Source organism: Streptomyces sp. Alt3 (assembly GCF_030719215.1).
Taxonomy (GTDB): domain Bacteria; phylum Actinomycetota; class Actinomycetes; order Streptomycetales; family Streptomycetaceae; genus Streptomyces; species Streptomyces glycanivorans.
The window spans coordinates 1,113,685-1,129,721 of record NZ_CP120983.1 but is presented as its reverse complement, the minus strand read 5'-3'; the positions used below and the strand labels follow the sequence as shown (position 1 = coordinate 1,129,721).

Below are 16,037 nucleotides of genomic sequence, written 5' to 3'. Positions count from 1 at the left end.
CCGGCGTCGAACGTGCCCCTTCGGCTTCCGGTTTCCCCGCCCGGACCCGCCGCTCAGGAGCCGCCGTCCAGCACGGCTCGCACATCCCGTACGACGTCGGCCGCCGTCTCCACCGCCGCCGCGTCCAGGCCGCGCAGGGCCGCCGACACCCGGTCCGTGAAGTCCGCCGGGGTGTCCGGCAGAGCGGCGGCGGCAGCCAGCGCGCCCTTCTCGTTGAGGCACCAGACGCGGTGGTGGGCGTGCAGGGCCTGGGCGAGGATCCCGAAGGCCTTCGACAGGCAGAGCGCGACGTGGAGCGTGTCCCCGGACGGGGCCGACTTGCGCGCGGACGTCACGGAGAAGTCCGCCTCCCACGCCGCGTCGGTCAGCGAACGGCGCAGCGGCTCGGGATAGGTGTGCACGGCCTCCTGAAGTGCCGACAGCTTTCCGTCCGGGTCGTCGAGCACCTTGCCCAGGGCGACCTCACCCACGTAGCAGGGCGACCAGAAACCCAACGGGTGGCCGGGCTGGACACCCACCTCGAAGCGGCCCGCCCGGCAGTCCGACCACACCGACTCCACCCGGTCCAGGTCGCGCAGGATCCAGTCGACGGCCACGCCGTCCACCGTCAGCCACGCCCCGCCGTTCACCCAGGGGCCCCATCCCCCCGGCCCCGCGACCTCGGCCGGCGCCCCCTGGACCTCGGACGCCAGAGCGGTGAGGGCGGCCGGATCCGGGGTACCCCGGTAGTAGACGCCCAGATCCCAGTCGGAGTCGGGACGGTGGGTGCCGCGGGCCCTGCTTCCGCCGAGGACGACGGCCTCGACAGCGGGCAGCCGGGCGAGCCGGGACGCCATCGCGCTGACGACGGGAATGGGTGCGCACGTGTTGTTCATCGTGCGGGAGGCTACCCGGAGGTTCGTCGTCCCGGCCCCCGAATATCCTGGGTCCCCGGCCACCGGCTGACAAAGGAGTCCGAAGGTGCCATCGATGCTGGATGCGGTCGTCGTGGGGGCGGGCCCCAACGGGCTGACGGCCGCGGTGGAGCTGGCCCGCCGCGGCTTCGCAGTGGAGGTGTTCGAGGCCGGCGAGACCGTCGGGGGCGGCGCGCGCACCGAGGAACTCACCCTGCCCGGCTTCCGCCACGACCCGTGTTCCGCCGTGCACCCACTGGCCATCGGATCCCCCGCCTTCAAGGCGATGCCGCTCGCACGGCACGGCCTCGAATGGCTCCGGCCGCCGCTGTCCCTCGCCCACCCGTTCCCGGACGGCACCGCCGCCGTGCTCACCCGTTCCGTCGGGGAGAGCGCGATGTCGCTGGGCCCCGAGGACGCGGGCGCCTACCGCAGGCTGGTCTCGCCCTTCACCGGTCACTGGGACACCCTCGCCGAGGACTTCCTGCGCACTCCGTGGGACGGCCTGCCCCGGGACCCGTACCGCTGGGCCCGCTTCGGACTGGACGCGATACAGCCCGCCGCGCTGCTCTCCCGTCGCTTCCGGGGGGAGAAGGCGCGAGGCCTGATCGCCGGCCTCGCCGGACACGCCATCGCGCCCACCAGCGGCTTCGCGACCGCGGGTATCGCCCTCCTCTTCGCGCTCGCCGCGCACGAGAACGGCTGGCCGGTCCCGCGTGGCGGCTCACAGGCGATCTCCGACGCCCTCGCCTCGTTCCTGCGCGAGCAGGGCGGCACCATCCGCACGGGCATCGAGGTCAAGCGCCTCGACGAACTCCCGCCGGCCCGCGCCTACGTCTTCGACACCTCGCCGACGGCACTCGCCCGGATCGCGGGCCTGGGCGGCGCGTACGACCACTACCGCTACGGCCCCTCCTGCTTCAAGATCGACTACGCCCTGTCCGGCCCCGTGCCCTGGACGGCCGAGGAGGCCCGGCGTGCCGGCACGGTCCACGTCGGCCCCTCAGCCGGCGAGATCGACGCGGCCCTGAGCGCGGCCGTTGCCGGGCGCGACCCGAGCGTCCCGTTCCTGATCACCGCGCAGCCCAGCCTCGTCGACCCGGGCCGCGCCCCCGAAGGCCGCCACGTCTTCTGGGTGTACGGGCACGTCCCGGCCGGCTGGGAGGGCGACGCCACGGAGGTCGTCGAGCGTCAGCTGGAGCGGTTCGCGCCCGGCTTCCGCGACCTCGTCCTGGCCCGGGCGGTCGCCGGACCGCCCCGGCTCGCGGCGCGCAACGCCAACTACGTCGGCGGAGACATCGCCACCGGGGCGTTCGCCGGGCTCCAGACGGTGATCCGCCCCCGGCTCGCCCGCGTGCCCTACGCCACCGCGCACCCCGCGGTCTTCCTCTGCTCGTCCGCGACGCCGCCCGGCCCCGGTGTGCACGGCATGTCCGGGCACCACGCCGCGAAGGCGGTGTGGCGGCGCCTGCGGGCGGCGTGAGCGTTCAGCCCGTCGCGGCCAGCACCGCCGTACGCCCGCCCAGCACCCGGGAGAAGGTGTCGGTGACCTGGGCGAGGGCCTCGGCCGTGCCGGGTGCGACCGTCAGTGTGCCGTCGTCGCCCGTGGTGATGTCCTTGTCGAGCGTGAACCAGCCCGGCACGATGTGCGCCGCGCCCATGGAGCTCAGCACCGGGCGCAGCGCGTAGTCGATCGCCAGCACGTGCGCGGTGCTGCCCCCGGTGGCCAGCGGCAGCACGGTCTTGCCGGTCAGCGCGTACTGCGGGAGGAGATCCAGCAGTGTCTTCAGCAGTCCCGAGTACGCGGCCTTGTAGACGGGCGTGCCGATGACCACACCGTCCGCGTCGTCGAACAGTGCCGTGGCCTCGACGACGGCCGGGTGCCGGAAGTCGGCGCCGAGCAGGGCCTCGGCGGGAAGGGTGCGCACGTCCAGGGGCGTCACGTCGTGGCCCTGCTGCCGGAGACGGTCGTCCAGGTGACGCAGGAGACGTGCGGTGCGGGAGGTGGCGGAGGGGCTGCCGGAAACGGACAGGATCTTTGCCATGGTGGGGACCTCTCTCTACGGATCGGAAATGGTGGCGCCGCCGGGACCGGCAGCGCTCACCACGCGCTCGAATCGACCGTGACGACCGGCACCAGCTCGTTGCGGAGGGTCTCCAGGAAGGTGACGATCTCGGCGGCCACCGACCGGTGCTGCAGGTCGTTCAGCACGTCGTGGTGGGCGTCCCGCACCACCGCCAGCCGTGCACGCGGCAGCGACTTCGCCGTACGGACGAGTGCCTCGCGGTCCGCGAGGGGATCGGCGTCACCGACGAGGAGCAGTGCGGGGACACCGATCCCGCCGTCGTGCGCGGCTGTGAGCAGGGCCTCGGGAAGCGCCTCGGCCAGCGCGCCGCGCCGTGTCCCGGCGTCCTCGGTGAGCGCGCCCCGGTGGGCGGGGCAGGAGGTACGCACGTCGAGCTCGTCCTCCCAGCCGCCTACGGCTGCCGCCCCGCCGCCGGGTGCCCCCGCGAGGACGACGGCGTCCGGCCGTACGGCGGAGGGGACTCCGCTCCCGCCGAGGAGCGCTGCCAGGGCGACTGCCCCCTTGTCCGCCCCCACCAGCACGAGTGGACGTACCGGTCCGTCCTCGCCGGCCGCCGAGTCGTCGGCCGCGGCGGCGAGTTGTTCGCCGAAGCGGGTCAGCGAGCCCTCCAGGTCCGCCTCGTCGAGGTCCGGGGTGTCGACGACGCGGACACGGTAGGCGTCGGCCGCCAGCCGCCGGCCGAGCCGCGTGTAGGCCGACCGGGTCTCACCGCGGCCGGGCACCACGACGACGGTGCCGCGGGTACGGAGCCCCTCGGGTCCGTGGTGGTCGGTGTACTCGGTCATCTCAGACTCCCGCGTGTGCGTGTGCGTGGCTGTTCGGGGACGGCGTGGAGCGCATCAGTCGTTCACGAGCTCACGCTCGGCCGTGTGGCGGTTCGCGGGGAGCGGCAGTCCGAGGTTGCCGCGCAGGGTGTCGGCCTCGTACTCCGTCCGGAACAGTCCGCGCTTCTGCAGGAGGGGCACCACACCGTCCACGAAGCGGTTGAGGTCGTCGGTGTTCCGGAAGGCCAGGTTGATGCCGTCCAGGGTTCCGGCGTCGTACCACCGCTCGATGGTGTCGGCGACGGTCTCCGGTGCTCCGACGAAGGGCGAGCGCCGGAACGCGTTGACGGAGTCGGCAACCTGACGCAGGGTCAGGTTTTCCGCCTTCGCCCGCTCGATGATCTTCGCGGCGCCCGTCCGGCCGCCCTTCTCCGCGAGATGCGCGACGTCCGGGAACGGCGCGTCCAGGTCGTGCGCGCCGAAGTCGTAGGCGCCGAAGGAGCGGCCCAGGAGCGCGAGGTTGCTCGCGAAGTCGTTGTCCTCCTCGAAGATCTCCCGCTCGCGGCGCCGGGCCTCCTCGTCCGTCGCCCCGACGATCGGGCCGCCGTGGATGAAGACCTTGATGTGGTCGGGGTTCCGCCCGTAGGCCGCGGTGCGCTTCTTGATGTCGGCGTAGTACTCCTGCGCCTGTTCCAGCGTGCCGCCCGGTGCGTAGATGCCTTCGGCGACCCGCGCGGCGAGGTCACGGCCCTCGGCGGAGACCCCGGCCTGGAAGATGACCGGCTGCCCCTGCGGCGACCGGGAGATGTTGAGCGGCCCGGCGACCTTGAAGTGCTCCCCGGCGTGGTCCAGCGCGTGCAGCCTGGACGGGTCGAGGAAGACGTCCCGTGCGACGTCGGCCGGGAAGGCGTCGTCCTCGTAGGAGTCCCACAGACCGCGCGCGACCTGGACGAACTCCAGGGCGCGGCCGTAGCGCGTCGCGTAGTCGAGGTGTTCGTCGAGCCCGAAGTTCTTCGACGTGCCGGTGTCGAAGCTGGTCACCACGTTCCAGCCGGCGCGTCCGCCGCTGATGTGGTCGAGGGAGGCGAACCTGCGGGCGAGGTTGAACGGCGAGTTGTACGTCGAGCTCGCCGTGCCGACCAGGCCGATGTTCCTGGTGTGGGTGGCGACGGCGGAGAGCAGCGTGAGCGGCTCCAGCCGGTTCAGGTAGTGCGACGGGTAGGTGGCGTTGATGAACTGGCTGTCGACGACGAACAGCGCGTCGAACAGGGCGTGTTCGGCGGCCTGGGCCTGCTGTATGTAGTAGTTGATGTCGATGCTGGCGTTCTTCGCGACGCCCGGGTCCTTCCAGAGGCCGTGCTGGCCGGGGCCGCCGACGCCGTACGGGTGCAGTGCGAGATGGATCCTGCGGGACATGGGGTGTTCCTCTCAGTGGTGCGGGGGATGCGGAGGGAGGCCGGCTGCTCTGAGGTCAGCCGCTCAGCTGCGCGCGCAGGGCCTCGCGCTCGGTCCGGTCGGCGGTCCGGCTGTGCAGCGTCGGCGCGGAGCCGACGAGCAGCCGTGTGTACACGTGCCGCGGGTGGTTGACGACGTCGCGGGCCGCCCCCACCTCGACGAGCTCACCCCTGTAGAGCACGGCGATGCGGTCGGCGGTCCCGGCGATGGAACCGAGGTCGTGGGAGATGAAGACGAGGGACGTGCCGGAGGCGCGGAGCTCCTTGAGGATCTCCAGGACCTGGACGCGGTTGGCGGAGTCCAGGGCGCTGACCGGCTCGTCGAGAATGACGAGGGACGGCTCGGTGACCAGGGCGCGGGCCACGGCGACCCGCTGGCGCTGGCCGCCGGACAGCTCTCCGGGCAGTCGGCCGAGCAGCTCCTCCGGCAGGTGGACCCGGTCGAGGAACGCGCGGGCCCGCTCGGCCGCCTCCTTGCGTGGTACCCCCTGGATGAGCAGCGGTTCGGTCAGGGAGTCCTCGACGGTGAGATCCGGATCGAGGCTGCGCAGCGGGTCCTGGAAGACGTACTGGACGACGCCCCGCCGGCGCAGGCCGCGCCACTGGCGGTTGCCGAACCCGGTGACGTCCTCGCCACCGATCCGGACCGAGCCGGCCGAGACGCGCACGAGGCCGAGTACGGCGCGGGCCAGTGTGGACTTCCCGGAGCCCGTCTCGCCGATGACGCCGACCGTCTCCCCGGGCGCGATGCTCAGCGAGACCCCTCGCAGGGCGCTCCGGCCCCGGCGCCCCCGGCCGTAGCGGACCTCCAGGCCCTCGACGGCGAGGACGGGGGAGGGGGCTTCCTCCTCCCGGCCGACGGTCCTCGTCCTCGGTGACGCGGTGGTCATGACGCCTCCTCGGGGTCCTGCGGGGTGAGGAACTTGTCCAGGCCGTAACTCTCGTGTTCGGCCACGAGCAGCCGGGTGTACTCGTGCTGCGGGTCGTGCAGCACGGACCGCGTCGGGCCCTGCTCCACCACCTCGCCCCGCCGCATGACCAGGACCTCGTCGCACAGCTGGGCGACGACGGCCAGGTCGTGGGAGACGACGACGAGCGCCAGGCCGGTGCGCTCGCGCAGTTCGGCGAGCAGGTCGAGGATCTCGGCCTGGACCGTGACGTCGAGTGCGGTGGTGGCCTCGTCGGCGATGAGGGCCCGCGGCTCGACGGCGATCGCCGCCGCGATCAGGACGCGCTGGAGCATGCCGCCGGACAGCTCGTAGGTGTACTGCCCGTAGACCAGCTCCGGGTCCCGGAGCCTCACCGCGTGGAGGAGTCCGAGAGCCTGTCGGCGTGCCTCGCGCCGCTTCACGCCCTTCTTCACCCGGATGACCTCGGCGATCTGGGCGCCCACACGGATCGACGGGTTGAGGTAGGACGCCGGGTCCTGGAACACCGCGCCGACCGTGGTGCCCCGCAGGGCCGTCCACCGACGAGGCGTCAGGGTGGCGATGTCGGTGCCGCCGATCTCGACGGAACCGCCGGACACCTCGAAGTGCGGGGGCAGGATGCCGAGCACGGCACGGCAGGTGAGGGTCTTGCCGCTGCCGGACTCGCCGACGATGCCGACCGCCTTGCCCGGTGTGAGCTCGAAGCCGACGCCGTGGACGATCTCCCGGTCGGTGACGCGGTCACTGATGCGTACGTCGCGGACGGCGATCACCGGCGGAGCGGCCGGGGCGGCCGTCCCGGCGGGCCCGGTGGCCGCGGGCTCCTCGGTGCGGTCGAGGGCGGTGTTCTGGGACAGGGTCCTCATCGGGAACCTCCCACGGTGACGGGGGCGGATGTGCCGGTGCGGGCCCGGGCCTTGCGTCGGTTGACCAGGGCGCGGCCCGCTTCACCCGAGACGTCGCGGATGGCGTCGGCGAGCAGGTTGCACGCCCAGACCGTGACCATGATCAGCAGGGCGGGTGCCACCGGGGCCCAGGGCTGGTGGCTGAGATAGCCCAGGTCGGAGGCGAGCAGACCGCCCCAGGTGGGAGCCGGGGGCTGGACGCCGATCCCCAGGAAGGTCAGGCTCGACACGATGACGAAGCCCACGCCGATGGTCTGGGCGAGAGCCACCGCGATCGGCGGGAGCACCTTGACCCAGACGTGACGGCGTACGACCCAGCCGACGGAGGCGCCGGAGATGATCGCGGCCTCCACGTACGGGGAGCGGGCCACGGCCAGGGTGGCGGCACGGGAGACCCGGTAGAAGAGTGGGGAGACCAGCGCGCCCGTGACGAGCATGGCCTGGGTGATGCCGTTGCCGAGCAGTGCGATCACGGCGATGGCGAACAGCAGGAACGGCAGGGCGACCAGGGTGTCGGCCAGACGGAGGGTCAGCCACTCGAAGACCCTGCCGGAGTAGACCGACAGGATGCCGGGGACCGCGCCGACGACCAGGGCCATCAGCGCGACCTCCAGCGATCCGAGCACGCTGATCCGTGAGCCGTCCAGGAGGCGGCTGAACACGTCACGGCCCAGGTGGTCCGTCCCCAGCCAGTGGGCGCCCGAGGCCGAGGCCAAGGTGTTGTCGCTGGTCGCCAGGGGGTCCTGCGGCGCGAGCCACGGGCCGCAGACCGCGAGCAGGGCGATCAGCACGAGGATCGCCACGGCGATCCGGCCGGATGTGAGTGAGAGGACGCGGCGCACCATCGTCATACCCCCCGCTGGGATGCCGGCATCACACGCGCCAGCACCAGATTGATGATCAGGTTGAAGGAGACGACCAGCACGATCGACACCACGAGCACGCCCTGTACGGCGGGCACGTCACCGGCCTGCGCCGAGTCGTTTGCGAACCGGCCGAACCCCTGGAGGCCGAAGATCCACTCCGTGACGACGGAGGCGCCTACCAGAGCCGGGAACTTCTGGCCGATCGTGGCGAGGGCGGGCCCGAGGCCGTTGCGCAGGACGTGTCCGAAGAAGATCCGCCGAGGACTCAGGCCCCGGACCACAGCGCCCGTCACGTAGTTCTCCCCGTAGGCCGCGATGAGGCTGGACCGCAACTGCCGGGCGACATCGGCGATGACGTCGAAGCTCAGCGCGAGCGCGGGGAGCGTGATGTGGGCGAGCCACGGACCGACCCCCTGCCCGGCCGGGACGTACCCGGCCGAGGGGAACAGCCCGAACCCCACGGCGAGGACCGCCACCAGCACGATGCCGACGACGAAGGCCGGCATCACCGAGATCACCGTGACGAATCCGGTGATCGCCCGGTCGACGACGGTGGTGCGCCGGAGCGCCGCCACCGTGCCGAGAACGAAACCGGCGACCACACCGATGACCAGCGCGAAGGTCGCGACCGAGAGGCTCACTCCCAGTCCGAGGCCGATCAGCGTGGAGATGTCGGCCCCGTTGACCCAGCTGGTGCCGAGCTGCCCGTGCAGGACATCGGTGAACCAGTTCCAGTACTGGGTCAGGAAGGGCTTGTCGAGTCCCCACTCGGCCTCGATGCGCTGGATCGCCTCGGGGGTCGCCTCCTCGCCCAGCTGGATCCGCGCCGGGCTGAGCCCGCTCATGGACCGCAGCGCGAACGTCACGAAGGTCGCCACCAGGAACACCGGTACGAAGATCGCGACCGACCGGCCGAGGACGGCCGCCACTCGCCCCGCCGCATGCCGCGCTTTGGCGGTGGCGACCCGGCCGCGGCGCCCGGGCGTGGCCTCGGGCGTGGTCGTCGTCATGGGGCTGCCCCCTCTCTGCAGTGGATGGATGGTCAGGAGCCGGCAGCGATCTTCACGCCGGTCCAGTCGATGTGGGCGGGGTTCTTCGGCAGGTCGGAGAGCGCCTTGTTCTTGGCGAAGAGGTTGGGCGAGGAGAAGGTGAAGATGAGCGCCTTGCTCTCCAGGCCCGCACGTGTCGCCGCCTGGAGGACCTGCGGGTAGTCGGACGCGTCCAGCGGCGTCCGACGGACCTTGGCCACGGCCTCCTTGAAACCGTCCGGCTCATAGGGAGTGCTGAGGTTGAGCGGGCCGTCAGGACCGAAATGGGCGGTGAGGGTCTGCACCGCGGAGTCGCGGCCCGTCGTCGAGTACAGGGAGAAGGCCAGGTCCTTCGCGAAGAACGGCGTGGCCCAGTTCTTGTCGATCTTGATGGTGACCTTGACGCCCACGGCGGCCAGCTGGGACTGGACGATCTCGGCCTGGGGGTCCTCCGCCGGGATGACCAGGTTCAGCTTGATGTCGCCGGGCTTGTGACCCGCCTCGGCGAGGAGCTTCTTCGACTTCGCAGGGTCGTAGGGGTAGGCGTTCTCCGACTCCGAGTCGTAGGCCACGTACCCCTTGGGGAACGGCTGGTCGGTCGTCTCGCCGTGACCGAACGTCAGCTTGTCGACGAACTCCTTGCGGTTGACCGCGTGACGGAGCGCGTCGACGACCCTGTCGTCGTCGAACGGCGCCTTGTTCACGTTCAGGCTGATGTTCGAGGCGTTGAAGCCGGGCTGGGAGAACACGTCCAGCCCCGCCTTCTCGGCGGCGGTGGCCTGGCTCGGGTCGAGGTCGGCGAAGTTGTAGACGCCGGTCTGAAGGCCCGAGACGACGGTGGAGGCGTCGGGGGCGGACACCAGCTCGACATTGTCGATGTGGATGTTCTTCGCGTCCCAGTAGTCAGGGTTCTTCCGCAGGACCGCCTTGGTGCCCGGGATCAGCTGGTCGATGACGAACGGTCCGGCACCGACGGGGTCCTGGTCCAGTTTCGTGGGGTTCCCCGCGGCCTTCGGGCTGGCGATCTGCAGGACGCGCTCGCCGAGCAACTGAGGTATCTGGTAGTCGACCTGGGTGAGGTGGAGCGTGGCGTCCAGCCCGTCGGCCTCCACCGATCCGATCGACGTCAGGTCGCCGAAGAGCGCGGAGTTCTTCTGCTTCTGCGCCCGCGCGATGGCGGCCTTCACGGCCGCGCCGTCGACCGGTTCGCCGTCGCTGAACTTCAGCCCGGGACGTACGTGGAAGGTGATCAGATCACCCTTCTCGTTGTACTCCCAGCTCTCGGCGAGGTCCGGAACGGCCTTGCCCTCCTCGTCGGTCCGTGTCAACGAGGCGTAGACGAGGGCCAGTTCACGGAACTGCGCACCACTTCCCCCTACCACCGGATCCCAGTGGCTCGGGAAGTAGGAAGAGGCCCATTTCAGGGTGGCGCTGCCGGCCGCCGACGAGGCACTGCCGCCGCAAGCGCTCAGAGCCGGGACGAGCAGGGCGACAAAAGCGGTTCCGAGGGCAGCGACCCTCAGGCCGCCCGCCTGTCGGGCCGACCGGACGTCCGGTCGGCGGCGGATCGTGAGTCGTGCGGGCATCTCGTTCTCTCTGATGAGTCCCGACCCGGAGCAGGGCAGGAGGAGGCGTTGGAGCGCGGGAAGGGGGCGCGGCACTCGCACGTGACCGTCGTCGCGTATGCGGCCGTGCGCCGCCGGGGCGGCGGCGCACGGCTGGGCAGGGGCGGACCCGGGCGGAGGCGTCGAGGAGCTCACGACCCGTACGGGGACACGACGAAGAAGGCGCGACGGAAGGCGGAGGGCCGACGCGGGGCACAGGCGCGGATCAGCGGGCCGGCGGACGGCCGGTGCTGCCGACGGATGTCAGGCGGCGCCTGTGGGACGGGGGTGGTGGGCGGTCAGCGACAGAGTGCGCTGGAGGTGCGCCGCAGGTCCACGTAGCGGCACACCACACCGGGGTGCGTCGTGAGCATGGGCATATCCTTGCGGCAGCCGTCCGCGCCTGTCAATGGACACCCATTGGTGTCTCATTCAGCGGGACGGGGTTCAGCTGCAGCTCAGAGCGCTGCGGCAGGCCCGGGAGGTCCGGCCGGACGTGCTGACGCCTCGCCAGGATGCAGCCACAGAGCACCATTTCCCGTCTGCAGGGGGACCGCCCCCGACGGGGGCCACGCACCCTCCGCCAGCAGGTGGCGTTCCGGTTCGGTCAGGCTCCCGTGGCGCTCCAGCGCTTCGGACGGGGAGAGCGGCGCGGACGATTCCAGGAGTCCTGGGCAGAGCTCCTCGACGGCCGTCGCATAGGCGGCGTACGGCCGCCAGCCGGGGATCGCGCGATACCCCGAGGGGGCGCGCAGCAGGAGCGTCGGCAACGCGTAGCGGTACCCGCCATCGAACGTCTCCTTCGCGGTGCCGGGGTGCGGTGATCTGCTGTGCACGGACAGGACTTCGGGGACCGGCCGCCGCGCCTCCGCGCGGTCGGCCCGCACCCGTTCCAGCACCCCGGGCGAAGCCGCGTCCGCTCTGATCCGCTCGGGGTCCAGCCCCGGGACACCGCGCGTGGCAGCCAGCGCGGCCTCCGGGGTGTCCGCCGGCTCACCCAGCACGAAGACGGTCTCGCGCAGCCGGCGTAGGACCCGTTCGGCCACGTCGGCACCCTGGAGCTCGGCGGCCGCGGCCACGAGCGAGGAGGGCCAGGAACTGGCCGCGACCCGGCTCAGCCGGGCCGCCCACGGCGCTCGCGTGTGCGCGCCGATCCTCTCGACGTAGCCGGCGTAGTAGGCGGTTTCGGCCGCCGGATCCGGTGCCGGATCGTCCTCGTCGTCGAAGAGGACCGCGTACGCCCGCCGCCAGCGGACCCGGCCGTCGAGCGCGGTCCTGAGCCTGCGGAAGACCGGTTCGGACCCCCAGGCCCACGGGCACAGCGGGTAGGTGTACTCCACCACCTCCACCGGTTGCGCCTCCTGGCCGCCGCTCACGCGGCACCGATCGCGGACGGCTCCTCGCGCGCGCCGGCGGGCAGCAGCGCGGCCAGCGTGAGCCCGCCGAGCACCGCCGCGGCGTCCGACTCGACCCGCCTCCACACCCCGGGCAGGCCGACGGCCGGCCCGGGGTAGTCGAGCCCGGTCAGCGACTCGCCCCGCAGGGTGATCAGTTCGCCGTCCACGGCGCGCACGACATCCAGCAGGGCGATCTCCCCGGCCGGTCTCCCGAGCCAGTAGCCGCCTTCGCAGCCGCGCTGGCTGCGCACCAGACCGGCTCTTCTGAGCTCGCCAACGACTGATTTCAAGAACCTGAACGGAATTTCCTGCGAGGAGGCGATGGCCTCACAGGAGAGCGGACGGCCGGGATCACTCGCGAGCTCCAGCAGGGCGCGCGTGGCGTAGTCCGCCTTCGCGGAGATATGCATGCCCACATCATGCCCCGGCGGTGGGCCGCAGGCGAGGCTCTTCCGGCCGTTCCGGCCCGGCGTCCGTGCCCGACATTGCGGGAACATTGCCGCAGGTGAAGGGGAAAGGACACCTCTTGACATCCTTTTCGCCACCGACCTAACGTCCCTGCCATGAGCGAGCCGTCGACGACCCCCGGAGAAGGGTTCCACCCTCATCTCCACGAAACCCCGGGCCGCACCGCGGGCCCCCTTCGCACCCGTCTGCATCACATCCGTGCGGACGCGCTGGACGGTGACACGGCGCAGACCGGAGGCATGCGCAGGTTCAGCGCCGTGAGCGGGAAGACCGTCGGCTCCGAGAAGCTGTGGATGGGCCAGACCCACGTGGCCCCCGCGACGGCGTCCTCCGACCATCACCACGGTGAGTCCGAGACCGCCATCCATGTGGTGAGCGGGCACCCCGAGTTCGTCTTCGTCGACGACTCCGGGGACGAGCCCGAGGAGGTGCGGCTGCGCACCTCGCCGGGCGACTACATCTTCGTCCCTCCGTTCGTCCCGCACCGCGAGGAGAACCCGGACCCCACCGAGGAGGCCGTGGTCGTCATCGCCCGCAGCACCCAGGAGGCGATCGTCGTGAACCTGCCGCGCCTGTACGCCCTGGACCGGCTGCCGGAGGCGTGAGCGCTCCCCTCAGCCCGCCGCCCGGAGAGCGGCGGCAGTCTCCGGGTCAGCGGGCAGGAACGTCTCGACGGCCAGTTCGGAGACGGTCACATCCATCGGGGTGTTGAACGTCGTGGCCGTCGAGACGAAGGACAGCAGCCGCCCGCCCGCTTCGATCCGCAGCGGCAACGCGTACGGGTGAACGGCCCTTGAATGCCCTTCTGTTCCGCCTTCCGTTTCCTTCTCCGGGACGGTGTGGGTGTTCCCGGCGGGTGCCGGATAGGCCGCGACCTCCTCGTACAGGCCGCGCAGCGCGTCCGAGGAGCGCGACGTGGCCTGCCTGTGCATCCGTTCCAGCAGGTGGGCGCGCCACTCACCCAGATTGCGGATCCTCGGGGCCAGGCCCTGCGGGTGCAGCGTCAGGCGCATGGCGTTCAGGGGCGGCTGCAGCAGGTGTCCGGCCACCCCTTCGAGCAGCATCCCGACGCCCTTGTTCGCGGTCACCACGTCGTACATCCCGTCCATCACCAGGGCGGGGAAGGGTTCGTAGGCGGTCAGCAGCTGGTCGAGCCCGGCGCGAAGCGTCGTCATCACCGGTGCGGTCAGTGACGTCTCCGGATACGTGGGGGCGTAACCCGCCGCCATCAGGAGCGAGTTGCGGTCGCGCACAGGAACGTCGAGATGCTCGGCGAGATGAAGCACCATGGAGCGGCTCGGTGTTGACCTGTCGGTCTCGACGAAGCTGATGTGGCGTGCGGAACTGTCCGCCTTCAGGGCCAGTTCGAGCTGAGTGACCCCCCGCAGCCTGCGCCAGCCGCGCAGCAGGTCGCCGACCTTCACGTCATCGACCTTCCTGGCCCTGGCAGTCGTCATGGCCAGGACGGTATCCGATCCGGCCGACGGCACCCGTGGATCACCTGACTGGTGGTGCCCCGGCGGTCTCACCTCGGCCTCCCGGGGGCGTCCGCGTGGGGAACCCGTCGGCCGGCGCCCGTACGACCCCCGCTTGCGGGAGAAAACCCCCGGCACGCCCGGGGGACAGCGCGTCGTCCGGACGGGGGGACAGCCGGATGGGCCGATGGCCCCTGCTCCGATGGGATGGTGGCGGACCGCCGGCCCCCGGGGCCACGGACGGAACGGTCCCTGCACGCGCAGGCGACCGGAGCGGAATGGGGATCAGCATGAGTGTTTCCGGTAGGCGACGGTCGGTCGGACTCGGCCTGGCCGCTGCTCTCCTGGTCGTATCGACCGGGCCGACGGTGGCGGCGATGCCCGGGGAGGCCGGTCCGCTGCGACGGCACGTGGAGGCGATCCACGACACCGGAGTCGTCGGCGTGGCCGCCGAGGTCACGTCACCGCACACCCGCGACCGTGCGCGTGCCGGCACCGCGCGCAGGGGAGCCGTCCTGCCGATGCCGCAGAACGGCAGATTCCGGATCGGCAGTACCACCAAGACCTTCACCGCGACGGTCGTGCTGCAACTCGTCGGCGAGGGACGGTTGTCCCTGGACGACACCGTGGAGCAGTGGCTGCCGGGAGTGGTCGGGAAGGACGGTTACCGCGTCACCGTGCGGCAGCTCCTGCAGCACACCAGCGGCATCCCTGACGTACTGCCGCGGATCCCCGCCCTGAACAGCGTGGCCGGCTACCGGGCCGAACGGTCACGCTCCTACACCCCCCGGGAACTGGTGCGGCTGGCTCTGCGGAAGTCTCCCGCAGCCACCGCCGAGCGGGAATGGTCCTACTCCAACACCAACTACGTCCTCGCCGCGATGATCATCCATCGGGTCACCGGCCGCAGCTGGGCACAGGAGGTGAACCGACGGATCATCCGCCCGCTGGACCTCAGGGAGACCTCCGTACCCGGCGACTCGGTCTCCGTCCCGGGCCCGCACGCCCGGAGCTACAGCGCCTTCGGCACCGGCACCGCCATCGACGTCACGGTCCTCGACCCCAGCATGGCCGTCGGCTCCGGTTCGCTCGTCAGCACGACGCGCGATCTGAGCCGGTTCCACTCCGCGCTTCTCGGCGGACGTCTGCTGGGCCCGGCGCAGCTCGACGAGATGACGACCACCGTGTCCGCGCCCGGGATCGGCATGCCCGGCGTGAGGTACGGACTCGGCCTGGGCGAACTCCCGTTGCCGTGCGGCGGCACCTACTTCGGTCACCCCGGTGAACTCCTCGGCTACCGCAGCTGGAGTGGCGTCACTGCGGACGGCGCCCGGACCGCCGTGGTGTACGCCACCAGCGACGGCGGCCAGGGCACGCGCCAGGCCATGAGCGCCCTCGTGGGCGAGGAACTGTGCAGGTCCCTCCCCTGAGCGCTGCCCTGCGGACGCCCGTTGTCCCTGGGCCGTCCCGCGAGGTGAGCCTGCCGGTCATCCCGGGAGCGAACGCGCTCCCGGGCTGTCGCCCCTGAAGTGCTGACCCATGGCGATCTCCTCGCCCAGCACCGACCAGACCGTCTCGTCGTCCTGGAAGGGGAGCGGGTCGACGGCGCTCGTCTCGACGCGTACCCGCTCGACCTCACGGTCCAGGCGTTCGAAGCCGGCCTCCTCGTCGCTGTCGTCGTCGAAGGTGAACTCCTCCAGCAGACGCTGGAACCGGAGGCCGACCTGGACGAGGGAGGAGACATCCGTGTGGAGGCCCTGGACGGTTTCTTCGTCGGGGTCGAAGGCGTGCACCGCGCCGGAACCGGGTTCGAGGGCCAGGTGGGCGTTGAGCAGCCAGCCGATGACGGGCCATTCGCCTGCATCGTGCGGGACGTCCTCGAAGTTCTCGAGGTGGACGACGTCCCGGACCAGGGGCAGCCCGTCCGCGTCGTGCTCACGCAGCCAGAGCGTCCCGGTGGGGACGCCGACGGTCTGCAGGAGGCGGGCTCCCTCGGTGCCGGCCGCCGCGGGCGGGAAGGCGGTCGCGGGCAGGGTCACCAGCCGGTCCTCGCCGAAGGCGTCGGCGAGCCGGCCGCGGGTGATGTCGAAAAGCACTGCGGGAACTCCGAACTCGGCGGTGGCACGGGCGCCGTGGGACACGTGGTGGACGAATCGGCCACCACGTA

Annotated in this window: 16 protein-coding genes; 3 read left to right on the top strand and 13 right to left on the bottom strand. The window is 71.6% G+C overall.

Annotation, left to right across the window (positions count from 1 at the left end; translation table 11 throughout):
- Positions 1-53: 53 nt before the first annotated feature.
- Positions 54-875 carry a nucleotidyltransferase domain-containing protein gene (locus P8A20_RS05055; protein WP_306102952.1) on the bottom strand — a complete coding sequence of 274 codons (822 nt, stop codon included), beginning with the start codon at positions 873-875 and terminating at the stop codon, positions 54-56.
- Between the two features lie 85 nt (positions 876-960).
- On the opposite strand from P8A20_RS05055, the gene P8A20_RS05050 reads away from it, so the two are divergent.
- On the top strand, positions 961-2,376 hold the full coding sequence (locus P8A20_RS05050; RefSeq protein ID WP_147960179.1) for a phytoene desaturase family protein: 1,416 nt from the start codon (positions 961-963) through the stop codon (positions 2,374-2,376).
- Positions 2,377-2,380: 4 nt separating this feature from the next.
- Here P8A20_RS05050 and ssuE read toward each other — a convergent pair whose 3' ends face one another.
- The 10 genes from ssuE to P8A20_RS05000 all read right to left on the bottom strand — a co-directional run bounded on the left by ssuE (position 2,381) and on the right by P8A20_RS05000 (position 12,337).
- Entirely contained in the window at positions 2,381-2,938 is a 558-nt protein-coding gene (gene ssuE, locus P8A20_RS05045) for an NADPH-dependent FMN reductase (RefSeq protein WP_147960180.1), read from the bottom strand.
- 56 nt (positions 2,939-2,994) lie between these two features.
- The gene (locus P8A20_RS05040) at positions 2,995-3,765 is read right to left on the bottom strand and encodes an alpha/beta hydrolase (RefSeq protein ID WP_147960181.1); all 771 of its coding nucleotides are present in this window, start codon (positions 3,763-3,765) and stop codon (positions 2,995-2,997) included.
- 54 nt (positions 3,766-3,819) lie between these two features.
- Positions 3,820-5,160 (bottom strand): NtaA/DmoA family FMN-dependent monooxygenase, encoded by a 1,341-nt coding sequence (locus P8A20_RS05035; protein WP_147960182.1) that lies wholly within the window; start codon positions 5,158-5,160, stop codon positions 3,820-3,822.
- A 55-nt stretch (positions 5,161-5,215) separates the two neighbouring features.
- Positions 5,216-6,088 (bottom strand): ABC transporter ATP-binding protein, encoded by an 873-nt coding sequence (locus tag P8A20_RS05030; protein WP_306102951.1) that lies wholly within the window; start codon positions 6,086-6,088, stop codon positions 5,216-5,218.
- The gene (locus P8A20_RS05025) at positions 6,085-6,993 is read right to left on the bottom strand and encodes an ABC transporter ATP-binding protein (RefSeq protein ID WP_147960184.1); all 909 of its coding nucleotides are present in this window, start codon (positions 6,991-6,993) and stop codon (positions 6,085-6,087) included. Before P8A20_RS05025 ends, P8A20_RS05030 begins: the two co-directional genes overlap by 4 nt.
- Positions 6,990-7,877 (bottom strand): ABC transporter permease, encoded by an 888-nt coding sequence (locus P8A20_RS05020; protein ID WP_147960185.1) that lies wholly within the window; start codon positions 7,875-7,877, stop codon positions 6,990-6,992. Before P8A20_RS05020 ends, P8A20_RS05025 begins: the two co-directional genes overlap by 4 nt.
- A 2-nt stretch (positions 7,878-7,879) precedes the next feature.
- Positions 7,880-8,908 (bottom strand): ABC transporter permease, encoded by a 1,029-nt coding sequence (locus tag P8A20_RS05015; RefSeq protein ID WP_306102950.1) that lies wholly within the window; start codon positions 8,906-8,908, stop codon positions 7,880-7,882.
- Positions 8,909-8,940: 32 nt separating this feature from the next.
- Positions 8,941-10,512 carry an ABC transporter substrate-binding protein gene (locus tag P8A20_RS05010; RefSeq protein ID WP_306102949.1) on the bottom strand — a complete coding sequence of 524 codons (1,572 nt, stop codon included), beginning with the start codon at positions 10,510-10,512 and terminating at the stop codon, positions 8,941-8,943.
- Between the two features lie 476 nt (positions 10,513-10,988).
- Positions 10,989-11,906, bottom strand: a complete 918-nt coding sequence (locus P8A20_RS05005) for a DsbA family oxidoreductase (RefSeq protein ID WP_306102948.1) — start codon at positions 11,904-11,906, stop codon at positions 10,989-10,991.
- Positions 11,903-12,337 carry an RrF2 family transcriptional regulator gene (locus P8A20_RS05000; protein WP_147960188.1) on the bottom strand — a complete coding sequence of 145 codons (435 nt, stop codon included), beginning with the start codon at positions 12,335-12,337 and terminating at the stop codon, positions 11,903-11,905. Before P8A20_RS05000 ends, P8A20_RS05005 begins: the two co-directional genes overlap by 4 nt.
- Before the next feature lie 153 nt (positions 12,338-12,490).
- Between P8A20_RS05000 and P8A20_RS04995 the strand changes: the two genes are divergently transcribed.
- Positions 12,491-13,000: a cupin domain-containing protein gene (locus P8A20_RS04995; RefSeq protein ID WP_147960189.1), complete on the top strand. Its 510-nt coding sequence runs from the start codon at positions 12,491-12,493 to the stop codon at positions 12,998-13,000.
- 9 nt (positions 13,001-13,009) lie between these two features.
- Here P8A20_RS04995 and P8A20_RS04990 read toward each other — a convergent pair whose 3' ends face one another.
- Positions 13,010-13,852: a helix-turn-helix domain-containing protein gene (locus P8A20_RS04990; protein ID WP_306102947.1), complete on the bottom strand. Its 843-nt coding sequence runs from the start codon at positions 13,850-13,852 to the stop codon at positions 13,010-13,012.
- A gap of 308 nt (positions 13,853-14,160) precedes the next feature.
- Between P8A20_RS04990 and P8A20_RS04985 the strand changes: the two genes are divergently transcribed.
- The gene (locus tag P8A20_RS04985; protein WP_147960191.1) at positions 14,161-15,300 is read left to right on the top strand and encodes a serine hydrolase domain-containing protein; all 1,140 of its coding nucleotides are present in this window, start codon (positions 14,161-14,163) and stop codon (positions 15,298-15,300) included.
- 57 nt (positions 15,301-15,357) lie between these two features.
- Here the strand turns inward: P8A20_RS04985 and P8A20_RS04980 are convergent, their stop codons facing one another.
- Entirely contained in the window at positions 15,358-15,966 is a 609-nt protein-coding gene (locus P8A20_RS04980; RefSeq protein WP_147960192.1) for an SUKH-4 family immunity protein, read from the bottom strand.
- Positions 15,967-16,037: the final 71 nt, after the last annotated feature.

Excerpts from the sequence above, each read along its gene's own strand:
- P8A20_RS05055 (WP_306102952.1), bottom strand. The coding sequence starts at position 875 with ATGAACAACACGTGCGCACCCATTCCCGTCGTCAGCGCGATGGCGTCC.
- ssuE (WP_147960180.1), bottom strand. The coding sequence starts at position 2,938 with ATGGCAAAGATCCTGTCCGTTTCCGGCAGCCCCTCCGCCACCTCCCGC.
- P8A20_RS05040 (WP_147960181.1), bottom strand. The coding sequence starts at position 3,765 with ATGACCGAGTACACCGACCACCACGGACCCGAGGGGCTCCGTACCCGC.
- P8A20_RS05035 (WP_147960182.1), bottom strand. The coding sequence starts at position 5,160 with ATGTCCCGCAGGATCCATCTCGCACTGCACCCGTACGGCGTCGGCGGC.
- P8A20_RS05030 (WP_306102951.1), bottom strand. The coding sequence starts at position 6,088 with ATGACCACCGCGTCACCGAGGACGAGGACCGTCGGCCGGGAGGAGGAA.
- P8A20_RS05025 (WP_147960184.1), bottom strand. The coding sequence starts at position 6,993 with ATGAGGACCCTGTCCCAGAACACCGCCCTCGACCGCACCGAGGAGCCC.
- P8A20_RS05020 (WP_147960185.1), bottom strand. The coding sequence starts at position 7,877 with ATGGTGCGCCGCGTCCTCTCACTCACATCCGGCCGGATCGCCGTGGCG.
- P8A20_RS05015 (WP_306102950.1), bottom strand. The coding sequence starts at position 8,908 with ATGACGACGACCACGCCCGAGGCCACGCCCGGGCGCCGCGGCCGGGTC.
- P8A20_RS05010 (WP_306102949.1), bottom strand. The coding sequence starts at position 10,512 with ATGCCCGCACGACTCACGATCCGCCGCCGACCGGACGTCCGGTCGGCC.
- P8A20_RS05000 (WP_147960188.1), bottom strand. The coding sequence starts at position 12,337 with ATGCATATCTCCGCGAAGGCGGACTACGCCACGCGCGCCCTGCTGGAG.
- P8A20_RS04995 (WP_147960189.1), top strand. The coding sequence starts at position 12,491 with ATGAGCGAGCCGTCGACGACCCCCGGAGAAGGGTTCCACCCTCATCTC.
- P8A20_RS04990 (WP_306102947.1), bottom strand. The coding sequence starts at position 13,852 with ATGACGACTGCCAGGGCCAGGAAGGTCGATGACGTGAAGGTCGGCGAC.
- P8A20_RS04985 (WP_147960191.1), top strand. The coding sequence starts at position 14,161 with ATGAGTGTTTCCGGTAGGCGACGGTCGGTCGGACTCGGCCTGGCCGCT.